At 41.6% G+C, this 17323-nt stretch carries 16 protein-coding genes; all 16 read left to right on the forward strand.

All coding sequences use genetic code 11. From position 1 onward, the window contains the following. The first annotated feature begins 113 nt into the window (after positions 1 to 113). Complete coding sequence (recJ, locus tag K5Q22_RS03340) at positions 114 to 2327, forward strand: single-stranded-DNA-specific exonuclease RecJ (RefSeq protein ID WP_205013541.1); 2214 nt, start codon at positions 114 to 116, stop codon at positions 2325 to 2327. Further along, complete coding sequence (locus K5Q22_RS03345) at positions 2306 to 3475, forward strand: DUF3114 domain-containing protein (RefSeq protein WP_205013542.1); 1170 nt, start codon at positions 2306 to 2308, stop codon at positions 3473 to 3475. The genes recJ and K5Q22_RS03345 overlap by 22 nt, the downstream gene beginning before the upstream one ends. A gap of 14 nt (positions 3476 to 3489) precedes the next feature. Further along, positions 3490 to 4002, forward strand: a complete 513-nt coding sequence (locus K5Q22_RS03350; protein WP_002937136.1) for an adenine phosphoribosyltransferase — start codon at positions 3490 to 3492, stop codon at positions 4000 to 4002. 103 nt (positions 4003 to 4105) lie between these two features. After that, on the forward strand, positions 4106 to 5047 hold the full coding sequence (gene metA / locus K5Q22_RS03355) for a homoserine O-succinyltransferase (RefSeq protein WP_205013543.1): 942 nt from the start codon (positions 4106 to 4108) through the stop codon (positions 5045 to 5047). A 9-nt stretch (positions 5048 to 5056) separates the two neighbouring features. Further along, complete coding sequence (locus K5Q22_RS03360; RefSeq protein ID WP_024399480.1) at positions 5057 to 5731, forward strand: DnaD domain-containing protein; 675 nt, start codon at positions 5057 to 5059, stop codon at positions 5729 to 5731. A 1-nt stretch (position 5732) separates the two neighbouring features. Next, complete coding sequence (locus tag K5Q22_RS03365; RefSeq protein WP_029185925.1) at positions 5733 to 6416, forward strand: tRNA (adenine(22)-N(1))-methyltransferase TrmK; 684 nt, start codon at positions 5733 to 5735, stop codon at positions 6414 to 6416. Further along, positions 6406 to 7200, forward strand: coding sequence for a Nif3-like dinuclear metal center hexameric protein (locus K5Q22_RS03370; protein WP_205013544.1), 795 nt, complete (start codon positions 6406 to 6408; stop codon positions 7198 to 7200). The genes K5Q22_RS03365 and K5Q22_RS03370 overlap by 11 nt, the downstream gene beginning before the upstream one ends. A 175-nt stretch (positions 7201 to 7375) precedes the next feature. Further along, a complete protein-coding gene (locus tag K5Q22_RS03375) occupies positions 7376 to 8200 on the forward strand; it encodes a ZIP family metal transporter (protein ID WP_024410284.1) in 825 nt (274 codons plus the stop codon). Positions 8201 to 8297: 97 nt separating this feature from the next. Next, complete coding sequence (gene rfbA / locus K5Q22_RS03380; protein ID WP_015646663.1) at positions 8298 to 9167, forward strand: glucose-1-phosphate thymidylyltransferase RfbA; 870 nt, start codon at positions 8298 to 8300, stop codon at positions 9165 to 9167. Then, positions 9167 to 9760 (forward strand): dTDP-4-dehydrorhamnose 3,5-epimerase family protein, encoded by a 594-nt coding sequence (locus K5Q22_RS03385; protein ID WP_014637724.1) that lies wholly within the window; start codon positions 9167 to 9169, stop codon positions 9758 to 9760. The genes rfbA and K5Q22_RS03385 overlap by 1 nt, the downstream gene beginning before the upstream one ends. Then, entirely contained in the window at positions 9760 to 10245 is a 486-nt protein-coding gene (locus K5Q22_RS03390; RefSeq protein ID WP_105150850.1) for a phosphoribosylanthranilate isomerase, read from the forward strand. Before K5Q22_RS03385 ends, K5Q22_RS03390 begins: the two co-directional genes overlap by 1 nt. A 361-nt stretch (positions 10246 to 10606) precedes the next feature. Beyond that, entirely contained in the window at positions 10607 to 11653 is a 1047-nt protein-coding gene (rfbB, locus tag K5Q22_RS03395) for a dTDP-glucose 4,6-dehydratase (protein ID WP_024411830.1), read from the forward strand. A 54-nt stretch (positions 11654 to 11707) separates the two neighbouring features. Further along, positions 11708 to 12559, forward strand: coding sequence for a dTDP-4-dehydrorhamnose reductase (gene rfbD / locus K5Q22_RS03400; protein ID WP_205013545.1), 852 nt, complete (start codon positions 11708 to 11710; stop codon positions 12557 to 12559). A 16-nt stretch (positions 12560 to 12575) separates the two neighbouring features. Beyond that, on the forward strand, positions 12576 to 13619 hold the full coding sequence (locus K5Q22_RS03405; RefSeq protein WP_205013546.1) for an LPXTG cell wall anchor domain-containing protein: 1044 nt from the start codon (positions 12576 to 12578) through the stop codon (positions 13617 to 13619). Between the two features lie 73 nt (positions 13620 to 13692). Next, a complete protein-coding gene (locus tag K5Q22_RS03410; RefSeq protein WP_253219424.1) occupies positions 13693 to 16809 on the forward strand; it encodes a GBS Bsp-like repeat-containing protein in 3117 nt (1038 codons plus the stop codon). Between the two features lie 68 nt (positions 16810 to 16877). Beyond that, positions 16878 to 17315 (forward strand): glycoside hydrolase family 73 protein, encoded by a 438-nt coding sequence (locus K5Q22_RS03415; protein ID WP_228381815.1) that lies wholly within the window; start codon positions 16878 to 16880, stop codon positions 17313 to 17315. The last annotated feature ends 8 nt before the right edge of the window (positions 17316 to 17323 follow it).

Raw genomic sequence — 17323 nt, forward strand, 5'->3', positions numbered from 1 at the left:
TTTCGGTCTTACCTTGCTCCATTTTTCTTGGAAAATGATATAATAGAAAGATAGTTTATACTCGGAAAAGTTACAGGTTACTTGTGATTTTGAGTATTAAGGAGTAAAAAAACGTGATAAAACCCAATTATGACTGGCAATTATTGACCGGTTTTTCTGATGAACAATTTATCAAAATTGCTAAAAAAGAAGGAGTGGACCCGGTAGCAGCTAAGTTGCTGTATGAACGTGGCATCCATTCGGCGGAAGAATTGCATACTTTCTTACAACCAAGCTTAGAAGACCTTCACGATCCCTATTTACTACATGATATGGACAAGGCGGTAGAGCGGATTCGCCGAGCAATCGAAGATTACGAACAAATTTTGATTTATGGAGATTATGACGCAGACGGCATGACCTCGGCATCTATTCTGAAAGAAACCCTGGAGGAAATGGGGGCAGAAGTCCAAGTTTATCTTCCCAACCGTTTCACAGATGGCTATGGGCCAAATCAATCAGTTTACAAGTATTTTATCGAGCAGCAGGGGATTTCTCTTATTGTGACGGTGGACAATGGCGTAGCGGGTCATGAAGCGATTGCCTATGCCCAGGAAATGGGTGTCGATGTTGTTGTGACAGACCACCATTCCATGCAGGAAACCCTTCCCAATGCCTATGCGATTGTACATCCAGAGCATCCAGAGGGAAATTATCCCTTCAAACATTTGGCAGGTTGCGGTGTGGCTTTCAAATTGGCCTGTGCTCTTCTTGAAACTGTTCATGCAGACTTGCTGGATTTGGTCGCAATTGGCACCATCGCTGATATGGTTAGCTTGACCGATGAGAATCGTGTCATGGTCAAATATGGTCTCTCGCTTCTCAAACAGACTGAGCGAGCAGGTTTGCAAGAGTTGATAAAGATAGCTGGTATTGACATAGACAGTATTGATGAAGAAACAGTTGGTTTCCAACTTGCTCCGAGGTTGAATGCCCTTGGTCGACTTGATGATCCTAATCCAGCCATCGAATTACTGACTGGTTTTGATGACGAAGAGGCCCATGAGATTGCTCTCATGATTGACAGTAAGAATGTTGAGCGTAAGGATGTCGTCCAAGCAATTTACGATGAAGCAAAAACCATGCTCCGTCATGATAGACCTGTTCAAGTTCTGGCTAAAGAAGGTTGGAACCCAGGTGTTTTAGGAATTGTAGCAGGACGCCTACTAGAAGAATTGCACCAGCCTGTTATCGTCTTGTCTATTGAAGATGGTAAGGCAAAGGGTTCGGCTCGTTCGGTTGAAGCGGTTGACATTTTCAAGGCCCTTAAAGATCATCAGGACCTATTTATCGCCTTTGGTGGCCATGCTGGTGCAGCAGGTATGACCTTGGAAGTTGACAAACTCGAAGAGCTTGCTCTAACCTTGGCAGACTACATTATCGAAAATAAATTGGATTTATCCAGCAAGTCTTCGCTGGTCTTAGATGAAGAATTGGATTTAGAGGAATTAACCCTAGATACTCTAAAATCTTTCGAGAAGCTTGCGCCTTACGGCATGGATAATAAAAAGCCTGTATTCTACATCAGAGACTTTCAGGTGGAATCTGCAAGAACCATGGGGCAGAATAATGCTCATTTGAAACTACGCATTACTAAAGGTGCTGCTGGATTTGATGTGGTTGCTTTTGGTAAGGGCAATCTAGCCTTGGAATTTTCACAGGCCAAGGGCTTAGAACTAGCTGTCACCTTGTCTGTCAACCAATGGAATGGCAATACCAGTCTTCAGCTCATGTTGGTTGATGCTCGGGTCAATGGTGTTCAACTTTATAATATTCGTGGAAAACAACATCCTATTCCTGTAGGAGTCCCAATTTTGGACATTGAAAATCCAGTAGCAGATAACAAAGCAATTGTCTTGGCTAACTTGCCTGAGGACCTCAGTAGTCTGCGTAGCTATTTTCAGGAAAGAGAATTTGAAGCCATTTATTTTAAAAATGAAATTGCCAAACCGTACTATCTAGATGGTTATGGTAGCCGAGAACAATTCGCTAAATTATATAAGACTATTTACCAATTTGATGAGTTTGATGTCCGCTACAAACTGAAAGATTTGGCTGGTTACTTAAAAATTAAGGACAGTCTATTGGTTAAAATGATTCAGATTTTCCAAGAATTAGAATTCGTCACGATTACGGATGGGGTCATGCGGGTCAACAAAGAGGCGCAGAAGCGAGAGATTTCAGAAAGTCAGATTTATCAAGACTTAAAACAAACCGTAATGCAGCAAGAGTTAATGGCGCTTGGCACCGTTCAGGAAATTTATGAATGGCTATGTGGTCGCGTTTGATGACAGTAGAAGCTCTGGTTGTTGTTGGAGTGATTGGAACGCTTCACTACACTTATAGGTTTATCAGGCAAAAAAGTCTGTTGAAAAATCTTGAACAGATAACCGAAATAAAGCACGCACTGATTGAATTACAGCGAGTAGGATGGTCAGAAAGAACCATCAAAAAGGTTTTCCTGAAACAACTGTTGCCTCTAAAACAAGAAGACATCCCAGCATTTGTTCAAAATTTCATAAAAGAAGCTGCTATTTTTGCCTCAACTAGCTTTTATCAGTTGATAAAAGTTGACAGTCGCTCTTTAAGCCAAGAGAAAGCGACGGCTTTATTGGAGCAAAGTATGAATATGTTAGATTTTCCTGAGGAATTAAGTCACGGGATATTACCTGAACTTTTGCAGAAGATGGATGTGAATTGTCCTCCACACCATCCCTTTTGGCGGTACTTTTCTAAGCTAGTTGATAAGGCTTTTCCAGTTCGAGAATTAGAAGTCAAACGGCCGTTAAACAGACAGGTCCATCAACTGCGCTACCTTATTTCCTATCAGCAGGCTTTTTGGGTACGTCAGCAGTTTGGAAAAGGAAAAACAGACTGGCAGGCTCTGGTAGCCTATTTACGTAGCCTACCTCGGTGGTCTTACCGCTTACGAGAATCTGCCCGTCTACACAATAAACAACTGTTCGGCAAGAAAAATCAGAAGACCTTGCCAGTCAATATGAAGATTTTGATTCATTTTCACAGCGAATTTATCCTAAATCAAGATGGACAATTTGCCTTGATTTTAGAAGAACGACCTCAGGTCAATGGCGTGGTAAACGGGGCTTCCTTCAATTATGCCAGAGCTAATAATAAGCGCCATAGACAACTTGATATGGCTCCAGTTGGCAGGCAGGATCCCGTTTTTCGGAAAGAATTGCTACGCTCAAAGATGGGAGTCTATTTATCGCCTACTCGCTTTCGTCGCTACCAAAAAGGAAGAAATGAGGTTGGCTGGGAGCAGTCTTACTTTAATCAGCAAGGAAGCTTTTCCTATGGTGGGCATAGCAGGGCAGCTTGTGTGGCGAATGTGAGGAGACGATTTGCTAAAGATATAGGTCTGAAATGTACCAAAAAACAATTTCATGGTATAATGAAGAGTAAAAATTATTTTTAAAAAGAGAGAGACAAATGAACTTAAAAGATTACATCGCAACAATTCCTAACTATCCAAAAGAAGGTATCGAATTCCGTGACATTAGCCCTTTGATGGCAGATGGAAATGCTTATAGCTATGCAGTACGTGAAATCGTTCAGTATGCGACAGATAAGCAAATCGATATGATTGTTGGGCCAGAGGCGCGTGGTTTCATTGTTGGATGTCCAGTTGCCTTTGAATTGGGAATCGGTTTTGCACCAGTTCGTAAGCCAGGTAAGTTACCACGTGAGGTTATCTCAGCTGATTATGAAAAAGAATATGGTGTAGATACATTGACGATGCATGCAGACGCAATCAAACCAGGACAACGTGTCTTGATTGTCGATGACTTGTTGGCAACTGGTGGTACTGTAAAAGCTACGATCGAAATGATTGAAAAGCTTGGCGGTATCGTTGCTGGCTGTGCCTTCTTGATTGAGCTAGATGATTTGAAAGGCCGCGAAGCAATCGGCGATTACGACTACAAGGTTTTGATGCACTATTAATCTAAGGTTATAGCCAAAACTTATAACTGGTCCTATTTTTATTCTAATTGAATTGCATAGCAACCTGTCTTATAATAAATATAAGAAAATTGGGAGGTTGCTTATGCCAATTAAAATTGAAAAATCATTACCAGCAGTTGAAATTTTGAGAAAAGAGAATATTTTTGTGATGGATAGTGACCGAGCTAGTCATCAGGACATTCGTCCTATCAAAATCCTTATTCTCAATCTCATGCCACAGAAGATCGTGACGGAGACTCAGTTGCTCCGTCTTTTGGCTAACACTCCTTTACAGCTAGAGGTTGAATTTCTCTACATGGCTAGTCACGAGTCCAAAAATACACACTCAGACCATTTGAAGCAGTTTTATAAGACTTTTGAGCAGGTCAGGGATAGCTATTTTGATGGGCTCATCGTGACAGGAGCACCAGTTGAAAACTTACCTTTTGAGGAAGTTGATTACTGGCAAGAACTTACTCAAGTTTTTGATTGGTCAAAAACACATGTTTATTCAACATTGCACATTTGTTGGGGAGCACAGGCTGGTTTGTATGCACGCTATGGTGTACCCAAACACAGTATGTCTCGAAAACTATCAGGTGTATATTGTCAAGAAGTGACTAATCCAACTAGCCCTCTTATGCGTGGATTTGACGATGAATTTCGTTCACCACACTCCCGTTATACGGAAGTAAGAGAAGCAGATATTGCCCATCTGAGTGGGTTGACGATTTTATCACAAGGTCCAGAAGTTGGCCTATCCATTTTAGCCAGCAGGGATTTAAGAGAAATTTATAGTTTTGGACATTTAGAGTATGATAGGGATACCCTAGCTAAGGAATACCAACGTGATTGTATAGCTGGAAAAAATCCCCATTTACCGGAAAATTATTTCAAAGAAGATGACCCTACAAGCAAACCATCTCTCTCTTGGAATTTACCAGCAGCACAATTCTTTACCAACTGGGTGAATTACGCTGTCTATCAAGAAACTCCATACGACTGGCATATCTTTGAACAATCAGCCCAGTCAGCTAGTCTTTAAAGAGGAAGTATGAACTATTCACAGCAATTTCGTCAGGGACATTTGGTCCTGCCAGCAGCAATATTATTCCACTATCAAGAGCTTTTTCCGTCGGCAGATGATTTTTTGATTTGGCAGTTTTTCTTTTATCAAAATTCTTCAGCTATCGAATCATTAGCACCTAGTGAGATTGCTCAAGCTACTGGTAAAACAGTTGCCCAGGTCAATCAAGCTATTGAAAATCTCCAAGATGCTGGACTCTTAGAATTTAAGACAATCAGTATTGCTGGTGAAATTGAAATGATATTCGATGCGCTTCCTGCTTTTGAAAAATTGGATGCTCTGTTAACTCCAAAACAGGCAGTTGAGATTGTGCAGCCAGAGAATGATTTGAAGACCTTGGTGGGTGATTTTGAACGTGAATTGGGCCGCTTTTTATCGCCGTTTGAAATCGAAGATTTGCAGAAGACTATTGAGGATGACAAAACTTCGATTGATTTGGTTCGTGCAGCCTTGAAAGAAGCTGTTTTTAACAACAAAACAAATTGGAAATACATCCAAGCTATTCTACGAAACTGGCGCCGTGAGGGAATTACTACAGTTGCGCAAGTAGAAGCGAAAAATGCAGAAAGAGAAATTCAGACTCCTAAGAATGTGACTGTTTCAAGTGACTTTCTTGATGCAATGGATCTCTGGAAAGATTGATATGGAAACAAAATTATCTAAAAGGCTGGAAACAGTCGCAAGTTTTGTCCCACAAGGGGCACGTCTAGTCGATGTAGGGAGTGACCATGCTTATCTCCCTCTTTTTTTGGTAGAGCAGGGGCGTATTGATTTTGCCATTGCAGGGGAAGTCGTTCAAGGTCCCTATCAGTCAGCGCTCCAGAATGTAGAGCAGGCGGGACAAACAGAAAAAATTCTAGTCCGTTTAGCAAATGGCTTAGGTGCGTTTGAGATGTCTGACCAGATGACTGCCGTGACCATAGCAGGTATGGGAGGGCGCTTGATTGCAGAAATCTTAGAAGCAGGAAAAGAAAAGCTTGCGACCATTGAACGGTTGATACTCCAGCCAAATAATCGTGAAGATGATGTGCGTCGATGGTTGGAAAAAAATGGTTTTAGATTGGTTGCTGAAAAGATTCTGGAAGAAAATGGCAAGTTATATGAAATCCTCGTTGCAGAATCAGGACAGATGAGATTATCAGAAGTTGAACATCGTTTTGGTCCCTATCTACTAGAGGAGGCTTCACCAGTTTTCGTCAAAAAGTGGAGAAGAGAACTTGAAAAATTAAGTTTTGCTTTGGAACAAGTTCCATCTGAACGCCAAGGTGACCGCTTTGCAATTTCCCAAAAAATCCAACAAATTCAGGAGGTACTCCATGTTAGCTAGTCAGGTTATTGAGCGCTATCAAGCCTTTTGCCCCTCTTCTTTGGCTATGGAAGGCGATGTCAAAGGGCTGCAAATTGGTACCCTTAATAAAGAGATTCAACGTGTCATGGTGGCTCTGGATATTCGTGAGACAACAGTGGCAGAGGCGATTGATAAAAAGGTGGATTTGATTATCGTCAAGCACGCTCCAATTTTTCGTCCCATAAAGGATTTGGTGGCAGACAATCCGCAAACTAAAATGTATCTTGATTTGATTAAGCATAATATTGCAGTCTATGTCAGTCATACAGATATTGATGTGGTTGAGGGTGGTCTCAACGACTGGTTCTGTGAACTATTAGAAATTCAAGATACTACCTACTTGATTGAAACTGCCGAGGGGCAGGGGCTTGGTCGTGTGGGGACAATAGCAGAGCAGACTTTGGAGGATTTGGCTTTGAAAGTCAAGTCTGTCTTTGGTCTAGATGCTGTCCGTCTAGTGACCTATGGGCATCAAGCCAAGCAGTATGTCAGCCGTGTAGCCATCTGTGGAGGCAGTGGTGGTTCCTATTACCATGAGGCTCTTGCCAAGGGAGCAGATGTTTACATCACAGGCGATATTTACTACCATACTGGGCAGGACATGCTGACCCAGGGCTTGCTGGCTATTGATCCAGGCCACCATATCGAAGCCTTGTTTATCAAGAAAATTGCTGAATTGTTGGAAACTTGGAAGGCAAAAGAAGGTTGGGATGTCGAAATTCTACCTTCAACTGTTTCAACCAATCCGTTTAGACATTTGTGATAAATTAATCAGTACCTGATTATGGAAAGACCAAGACGACATTTAATGTGGTTTTAGGTCTTTTATTTTTTAGATATTTTCTTATTTATTTAAGTGAAAAAGCTTGAATTTTATAATAAATTAGGGTATCTTAATTTATAGGATATGCAAGATTAAACAGGATAGGATGTTAGTTATGACTTGGTTTACTAATCAGTCTGTAGTTCTACAGGCTTTGCTAGGTGGTTTATTCACATGGTTTTGTACGATTATGGGATCTGCCGTTGTATTTTTCTTTAAGACAGTTAGTCGTCGTTTGCTAGACACCATGCTAGGCTTTGCAGCTGGTGTTATGATTGCGGCTTCTTTTTGGTCTTTATTAGCTCCATCGATTGAGTATGCTGAAAGTTCATACGGCAATTTGGCTTGGATACCAGCAGCAGTAGGTTTTGCAGCAGGTGGTATTTTTTTACGCTTGGTAGATGCCTGGGTTCCGCATTTACATTTGGGAAATGATAAAGACAAGGCAGAAGGTGGTGGTGAGAAGGAGAGAAAAAATCTATCCAAAACAGCCCTGCTCTTCTTAGCCATTACAATTCACAATATTCCTGAAGGCTTGGCGGTCGGTGTGACATTTGGTGCACTTGCTTCTAACTATAGTCCAGCAGCTTTTATTGGTGCAATCGGCCTTGCTATTGGGATCGGTATACAAAATATTCCTGAAGGGGCAGCCTTGGCTATTCCAATTCGTACAGACGGCGCATCTAGGTGGAAGGCTTTTTACTGGGGATCAATGTCGGCAATTGTCGAGCCGATTGCAGCAGTCATAGGGGCTTTTGCGGTCACCTTTATGACACCTATTTTACCTTATGCCCTCTCCTTTGCGGCAGGAGCCATGATTTTTGTCGTCGTAGAAGAGCTCATTCCAGAGTCGCAGACAAATGGCAATACGGACATTGCAACTCTGGGCTTAATGGCCGGTTTTATCATCATGATGATTTTGGATGTTGCCTTAGGATAATTTGTTAAAGTCTGTTGTTACAGGCTTTTTTCTTATGACAATATCTTTAAAAATATGGTATAATGAACTGATATTAATTTAGGGAAGGTACTCTTATATGAAAGGTATTATTCTAGCTGGTGGGTCAGGTACACGCTTGTATCCTTTAACGCGCGCAGCTTCAAAACAGTTGATGCCAATTTACGATAAACCAATGATCTATTATCCATTGTCAACATTGATGTTGGCTGGAATCAAAGATATTTTGATTATTTCAACTCCGCAAGATCTTCCACGTTTTAAGGATATGTTAGGAGATGGTTCTGAACTTGGAATTTCACTTTCATATGCAGAACAACCAAGTCCAGATGGTTTGGCGCAAGCCTTCATTATCGGTGAAGAATTTATCGGTGATGACAATGTAGCCTTAATCCTTGGTGATAACATCTACCACGGCAATGGATTGACCAAGATGTTGCAACGTGCAGCAAGCAAAGAAAAGGGCGCGACTGTCTTTGGTTACCAAGTAAAAGACCCAGAACGCTTTGGTGTTGTCGAGTTTGACGCAGATATGAATGCCATCTCTATCGAAGAAAAACCTGAAGAGCCAAAATCAAATTTTGCGGTTACTGGTCTTTATTTCTATGACAATGATGTTGTGGAGATTGCCAAAAATATTAAGCCTTCACCTCGTGGTGAGTTGGAAATCACAGATGTCAACAAGGCTTACTTAGAGCGTGGCGACTTGTCTGTGGAGCTCATGGGCCGTGGATTTGCCTGGTTAGATACAGGTACGCATGAAAGCCTCTTGGAAGCTGCACAGTACATCGAAACGGTTCAACGTTTGCAAAACGTTCAAGTGGCTAACTTGGAAGAGATTGCCTATCGCATGGGCTACATCACCAAAGAACAAGTGCACGAGTTGGCGCAACCACTTAAGAAAAATGAATACGGACAATACTTGCTCCGTTTGATTGGAGAAGCCTAATGACAGAAAACTTTTTCGGTAAAACACTAGCAGCTCGCCCAGTTGAAGCTATTCCAGGAATGTTAGAATTCGACATTCCTGTTCATGGTGACAACCGTGGTTGGTTTAAGGAGAACTTCCAAAAGGAAAAGATGTTGCCTCTCGGCTTCCCTGAAAGCTTCTTTGCAGAAGGAAAATTGCAAAATAATGTTTCCTTCTCTCGCAAAAATGTTCTTCGTGGTCTTCACGCTGAGCCTTGGGATAAATACATTTCAGTGGCAGATGGCGGTAAGGTTTTGGGAACTTGGGTGGATCTTCGTGAAGGCGAAACCTTCGGTAATACCTATCAAACCGTTATCGATGCTTCAAAAGGTATCTTCGTTCCGCGCGGAGTGGCCAATGGTTTCCAAGTTTTGTCAGATTTCGTGGCTTACAGCTACTTGGTTAACGACTACTGGGCTTTGGAACTCAAGCCTAAGTATGCTTTCGTCAACTACGCTGACCCTAGCCTCGACATCCAGTGGGAAAACCTAGAAGAAGCAGAAGTTTCAGAAGCAGATGAGAATCACCCACTTCTCAAAGATGTGAAGCCTTTGAGAAAAGAGGACCTCTAATGTTTCAAGCCTTTTTGGAAATAGCAGAGCAGTTAAACAAGCTAGGAATCACTCCCTTGTTAATGGGCTCAGTTGGTTTGGAAAGGCGCACAGGGAGGGACTGGCAGGCAGGAGATTTAGATATTCATGTTCCAAGTGATCCACGTGGCTGGGAAGCCCCAGACGACGAACGGATTTACCGTGCAGATGAGCTGATTGCCATGATGAATCAACTCGGCTATGTCCTGGTTGACCGTCACGAACATGAATTTCATAAAGATGGCTTATCTGTTGAATTCGGAGGTCTGCATTCACTGCCTGAATTTGCTGGTGTAGAGCTAGAAGATTTGGAAGAACTAGAAACAGCAGGTGTTCGCTATTACCTACCGACACTTGAACAATACCTGAAAATCTACCAAGCCTCTTCAAAAGATTCCTACCGTGCAGAAAACAATAATCAAAAAGACTTTGCCAAGATTGCTTACTTGGAAGAAGTATTGAAGTAGTCTGGTAATTTAAAGAAGGCGAGCACAGTGAGCCAATAGCGATAGTTTCCGCCGTAGTGAAAATAGGAACCTGCATTCATAGTTCAGTACGTTCATCTAAGGCTATTTTTTCAGCTACTCATCGTTAGTTTTTTTCAGAATACAGTCAGTATTCCCTCAAAAAACTGCCTTGATTAGCGAAAAACTATCTCTTATATAAAAGTACTTCACTTGTGAATACAGGTTCCGAGATTACGTTTTACGTAATCTTGCAGGGAAATTTTGAAACCTTGGGTTCAAAATTTAGCCATGAAACCGAAGGTTTGCTGGCGTCCCCACTACCTAAGGAAACTATCAAAATAAGAAAAATTCGGAGAAAAAAATGTCTCAATTTAAAAATATTATCGTAACTGGTGGAGCTGGTTTCATCGGTTCAAACTTTGTACACTATGTTTATAACAATCATCCAGACGTTCATGTAACTGTTTTGGATAAACTTACTTATGCTGGTAACAAAGCTAACATCGAAGCTATCCTTGGTGACCGTGTTGAGCTGGTTGTTGGCGACATTGCAGATGCTGAGTTGGTTGACAAATTGGCGGCTAAAGCAGATGCAATCGTTCACTATGCGGCAGAAAGCCACAATGACAACTCCCTCAACGATCCAAGCCCATTCATCCATACCAACTTTATCGGTACTTACACCTTGCTTGAAGCGGCTCGTAAATACGATATTCGTTTCCACCATGTATCGACTGACGAAGTGTATGGCGATCTTCCTTTGCGTGAAGATTTGCCAGGTCATGGCGAGGGTCCAGGTGAGAAATTTACAGCAGAAACCAACTACAACCCATCATCACCGTACTCATCAACCAAGGCTGCTTCAGACTTGATTGTTAAAGCATGGGTGCGTTCATTTGGTGTTAAAGCGACTATTTCCAACTGTTCAAACAACTACGGTCCTTACCAACACATCGAGAAATTTATCCCACGCCAAATCACCAACATCTTGGCAGGTATCAAGCCAAAACTGTACGGTGAAGGTAAAAACGTCCGTGACTGGATTCATACCAACGACCACTCGACTGGTGTTTGGGCAATCTTGACAAAAGGCCGTATGGGTGAAACTTACTTAATCGGTGCTGACGGTGAGAAGAACAACAAAGAAGTGCTTGAATTGATTCTTGAAAAAATGGGTCAACCAAAAGATGCTTACGATCACGTGACTGACCGTGCAGGACACGATTTGCGCTATGCTATTGATGCAAGCAAACTTCGTGATGAGCTTGGCTGGACACCACAGTTTACCAACTTCTCTGAAGGTTTGGAAGAAACAATCCAGTGGTACACAGATAACCAAGACTGGTGGAAGGCTGAAAAAGAAGCTGTTGAAGCTAACTATGCTAAGACACAGGAAGTTATTAAATAAGACTATTAAAGGCTAGGGCTCATGCCCAAGCCTTTCTTGAAATAAGGAGCAAATATGATTTTAATTACAGGTGCAAATGGTCAGTTGGGTACAGAATTGCGTTATCTCTTGGATGAGCATGGTGTTGAGTACGTTGCCGCTGACGTAGCAGAAATGGACATCACGGATGCAGATAAAGTGGATGCCTTCTTTGCAGAAGTCAAACCAAGCGTTGTTTACCACTGTGCAGCCTACACAGCTGTTGATATGGCAGAAGATGAAGGTAAAGAACTCAACTACAAGATTAACGTAACAGGCTCTGAAAATGTTGCTAAGGCAGCTGCTAAATACGGAGCAACCCTTGTTTATATCTCAACGGACTATGTCTTCAATGGTGATTTGCCAGTCGGTCAAGAGTGGCAAGTAGATGACCAGCCAGATCCACAATCTGAATACGGTCGTACCAAGCGTTTGGGTGAAGAAGCAGTCGAGAAGTTTGCAGACAAGTTCTACACTGTTCGCACAGCTTGGGTCTTTGGTAACTACGGTAAAAACTTTGTTTTTACCATGCAAAATCTTGCGGAAACCCGCGATACTTTGACGGTTGTCAATGACCAACACGGTCGTCCAACCTGGACACGCACACTTGCGGAATTCATGGTACACTTGGTGGACACCAAGCAAGCATTTGGTTACTACCATTTGTCAAACGATGCAGCAGAAGATACGACTTGGTTTGACTTTGCGACGGAAATCCTTAAGGATACTAATACCAAGGTATTGCCAGTGGATTCTAGCCAGTTCCCAGCCAAGGCAAAACGTCCATTCAACTCAACCATGAGCTTGGATAAGGCAAAAGCCACAGGCTTTGTCATCCCAACTTGGCAAGAAGCTTTGGAAGCATTCTATAAACAAGAAAAGAAATAGTCTACAGGAGATGTGTATGAAAAAGAAAGCGATTGTTAAGCCGTTATTGACATCAGCAATCCTTCTTGCTTTACTGGGAGGTGCTATATTACCGTCCGGAGCAGTTCCAGTTGTAGCAGCAGAGACAAGTCAAAGTACGACCTATCATTTAACTGATGATGAAAAAGTTGCCGTACGTGAATATATTCAAGCAAAAATGACTATCGATATGCAAGAATATGGATTGGCGTTTCTTGAGGGAATGATGGAAGAAATGGCATCGGGTAGTGCTGAAGCTACATGGGATGAAGAAATTGCAGACTTGAAGGCAAGCTTAACAGCAGAGCAAGTTGTTGTTTTAGATGAACTTAAAGCAAATTTAATTGGTAGCATAGCTCAACATTACCATTACTTATTTGAGACACTTACAGTCGCTGGAAAAAGCGGAAGAGAAGAAGCAGCGGCTATAGTTTCTAAGTACGAGTCTGAAGATGATGCAAGTACTCCTGAAGCCGAGTTGGCTGCATTGAAATACGCTAGAGAAGTTATCGTTGAACTACTGAATAAAGAGTCGGCAGCGATTGATAATTATATTGCTTATGCAGAAGCAACTGGACAAGAATTAGCTGGATTGTTGGAAAGTGGAAACTCTAATTTAGAATCTATTACATCTGCAACTATAGGATATGGTCAAGCTCTTGCAACTGCTTCGCAACCAAAATTTCCGTATGACTTTTCAGAAATAGACCGACAGATTGCAGAACTAACTGCTAGTCTACAATCAAAAGTCGAGGATAAAAGTACAGCTAATATTGAAAATACCGGGGCACAAACAAGTCAAAGCGTTTCAAATGACTCAAATGATTTGCAAGATGTTTCAGGTCAAGGGGATGGTCAGATTTCTGATGTAGCTACAGGAAAAGGTAGTATTTCCGAAGCAGGTCAGAAAAAGGTTATACCAAATGATAAAGCTAAGGTATTACCAAAAACCTCAGGGAAATCTGGTCTTCCATTAACTGTATTAGGACTCATAATAATTTTTGCTGGTTGGCTATTGACAAAGAAGCAAGAAGAAAAATAAAGGATTAGTGTAATTACATCTATTTTGAGAAATATAGTTGTTTTTACATGTGAAATACATAAAGGAGATATTTGTGAAAAAAAGAACGTTGTTATTTCTTTCTTTGTGTGCATCCGCGTTGAATGCTCAGCTTGTTCAAGCGGATATGGTAAATGCCCCATCTAGTCAAGTTTCTTCATCTCAGGTTGCTGAAACTGGCGGGCAGCTATCTGTCGTTGATGAGGCTGGTCAGATTAAAGCTATTCTGTCGAACATTCAAGGGGAAATTATTGGTGTTACAGCCCAGTTTAGCTCTGAAACAAATAGCGGCATTACGGTCACATTCTCAATGGATGAGCAGGGTAGATACGTAGCGGTTTTGGATCGGTCTGCATTTGCGGAGGAAGACCAAGTCTTTTCGCTGAAGTTAACAGCACAATTAACAGATGGAAGTTTTCAGACCTTATCAGATTATAGTTTCGAGTGGAAGAAGGATGTCGTAAACGCGGCTGAGAAGCCTACTGCTTTGAATAATAGTGATGCAACTCCGTCTAAAATTGAGGAGGAAGCAATTTCGACTACTACAAGCTCAACGGTTAATTCTAGTTTGACAGCAGGTACAACAAGTAGTACTTCGAATTCGCTGACCAGAAGTTCTTCCAATACGATTGCAGGAAGTTCGAATGGCTCTACAAGTGTTCCAAGTGCTCGAGTCAGTACAGCTTCCAGTTCGGTCAATGTTACACAACCTACAGGCACCATCACAATTGAAAATCGTAACGATGCCCAAGGTACCTTCGATGTTCGTGTTACTAATGTTTCGTCACCGCGTGGTCTAGACAAAGTCTATGTTCCGACCTGGACAGAATCAGGAGGTCAGGATGATATTGTTTGGCATGAAGCATCACGCCAGTCAGATGGTAACTACCTTGCAAGAATTAACAAAACTCAACATAAATATGAATCCGGTAAATATATCTCCCATGTTTATTACCGAGGTCACGATGGAAGTATGACTGCTATTGGCGGAGTTAGTGTTGAATTGCCAGAATTAAAACCTACAGGCATCATCACAATTGAAAATCGTAACGATGCCCAAGGTACCTTCGATATTCGTGTTACTAACGTTTTATCACCGCGTGGTTTAGACAAAGTTTATGTTCCGACCTGGACAGAATCAGGAGGTCAGGATGATATTGTTTGGCATGAAGCATCACGCCAGTCAGATGGCAGCTACCTTGCAAGAATTAACAAAACCCAACATAAATATGAATCCGGTAAATATATCTCCCATGTTTATTACCGAGGTCACGATGGAAGTATGACTGCTATTGGCGGAGTTAGTGTTGAATTGCCAGAATTAAAACCTACAGGCATCATCACAATTGAAAATCGTAACGATGCCCAAGGTACCTTCGATGTTCGTGTTACTAACGTTTCATCACCGCGTGGTTTAGACAAAGTTTATGTTCCGACCTGGACAGAATCAGGAGGTCAGGATGATATTGTTTGGCATGAAGCATCACGCCAGTCAGATGGCAGCTACCTTGTAAGAATTAACAAAACCCAACATAAATATGAATCCGGTAAATATATCTCTCATGTTTATTACCGAGGTCACGATGGAAGTATGACCGCAATTGGCGGAGCTAGTGTTGAATTGCCAGAATTAAAACCTACAGGCACCATCACAATTGAAAATCGTAACGATGCCCAAGGTACCTTCGATATTCGTGTTACTAACGTTTCATCACCGCGTGGTTTAGACAAAGTCTATGTTCCGACCTGGACAGAATCAGGAGGTCAGGATGATATTGTTTGGCATGAAGCATCACGCCAGTCAGATGGTAGCTACCTTGCAAGAATTAACAAAACCCAACATAAATATGAATCCGGTAAATATATCTCCCATGTTTATTACCGAGGTCACGATGGAAGTATGACCGCAATTGGCGGAGCTAGTGTTGAATTGCCAGAATTAAAACTTTCTGGCACCATTACAGTTTCAGATGTAAATGTTCAAGCAGGTAGTTTCAATGTTCGCATCACTAATATTTCATCACCGCGTGGTTTAGACAAAGTTTATGTTCCGACTTGGACAGAATCAGGAGGTCAGGATGATATTGTTTGGCATGAAGCATCACGCCAGTCAGATGGCAGCTACCTTGCAAGAATTAACAAAAACCAACATAAATATGAATCCGGTAAATATATCTCCCATGTTTATTACCGAGGTCACGATGGAAGTATGACTGCTATTGGCGGAGTTAGTGTTGAATTGCCAGAATTAAAACTTTCTGGCACCATTACAGTTTCAGATGTAAATGTTCAAGCAGGTAGTTTCAATGTTCGCATCACTAATATTTCATCACTGCGTGGTTTAGACAAAGTCTATGTTCCGACCTGGACAGAATCAGGAGGTCAGGATGATATTGTTTGGCATGAAGCATCACGCCAGTCAGATGGCAGCTACCTTGCAAGAATTAACAAAACCCAACATAAATATAGTTCAGGGAAGTACATTTCGCATGTTTACTACCGCGGAACAGATGGAAGTATGACAGCAGTTGGCGGTACTAGTGTTGAATTGCCATCAACACGCTCCTACACAGTCTATATTGACCCAGGACATGGAGGGCGAGACTCAGGAGCTTCTTATGGAGGCGTACATGAAAAAAATCTTGCTTTGTCTGTTTCAAATAAGTTGCGTGAAAATCTCTTGAAATATGGAATCAATGTTTTGATGACCCGTACAGGTGATTATGATGTAGACTTCAAAACAGAGAGGTCACGAATGACGAATGCAAGCAACGCAGACTTATTTATTAGTATCCATTTTAATGCGACGGGTGCAGGAGTTTCGAATGCAACTGGTATCGAAACATACTGGTATCAATACGATCCGGAATACCAACCTAAAATTAATAAAGAAATGCATAATAACCCTACTCGTTTAGCTGAAAGTGAGATTTTAGCTAACAAGGTTCAGGAGAGTTTAATTAAAGAAACAGGTGCAGTTAACCGTGGCGTAAGAAGAGAAACTTTTGCAGTCCTTCGCGAGACAGCAATTCCTGCTATTCTAGTGGAGCTAGGATTTATGGATAATCCTTCGGAGTTACAAGTTATCAAACAAGATTCTTATCACACTCGCCTTGCGAAAGCATTGGCACAAGGTGTAATGAACTGGTATGGTGCTGTTGAGGGAAAGTAGGAATTGCAGGTACAGATATTGAAACAGGAAGACTTTCTAATGATCAGAAAAGTTTCATAGCTAATCTAGTGCCTGCAATTGAGCAAAATTCAAAAGCGAATTCTATCCTTTCTAGCGTCATGTTATCTCAAGCCATCCTAGAAAGTGCATGGGGAACGTCATACTTGGCGACTCATGGGAATAATCTTTTTGGCATCAAAGCGAATGCTGCATGGACGGGGGATACAATTGAAATCATTACCAATGAATACCGTGATGGTGAGAAGAAGCAAGAAAAGCACTTGTTTAGAAAATATAATTCATGGAATGAAAGTGTAGCAGACTATGCTAAGTTCTTTACCTCTACTCCGTGGAGAATAAAAAATTACCAGAGTTTTAGGGAGGCAACTGATTATCAACAAGCTATTCTTGCGTTAAGACAATCAGGATATGCTACTGATCCGAAATATGGTGAAAAATTACGATCAATTATCGAGAATTACAAGCTTTATCTTTTAGATAATTAAGTTTTTTG

It is taken from the genome of Streptococcus sp. 2018162 (assembly GCF_019754175.1).
Lineage (GTDB): Bacteria > Bacillota > Bacilli > Lactobacillales > Streptococcaceae > Streptococcus > Streptococcus hashimotonensis.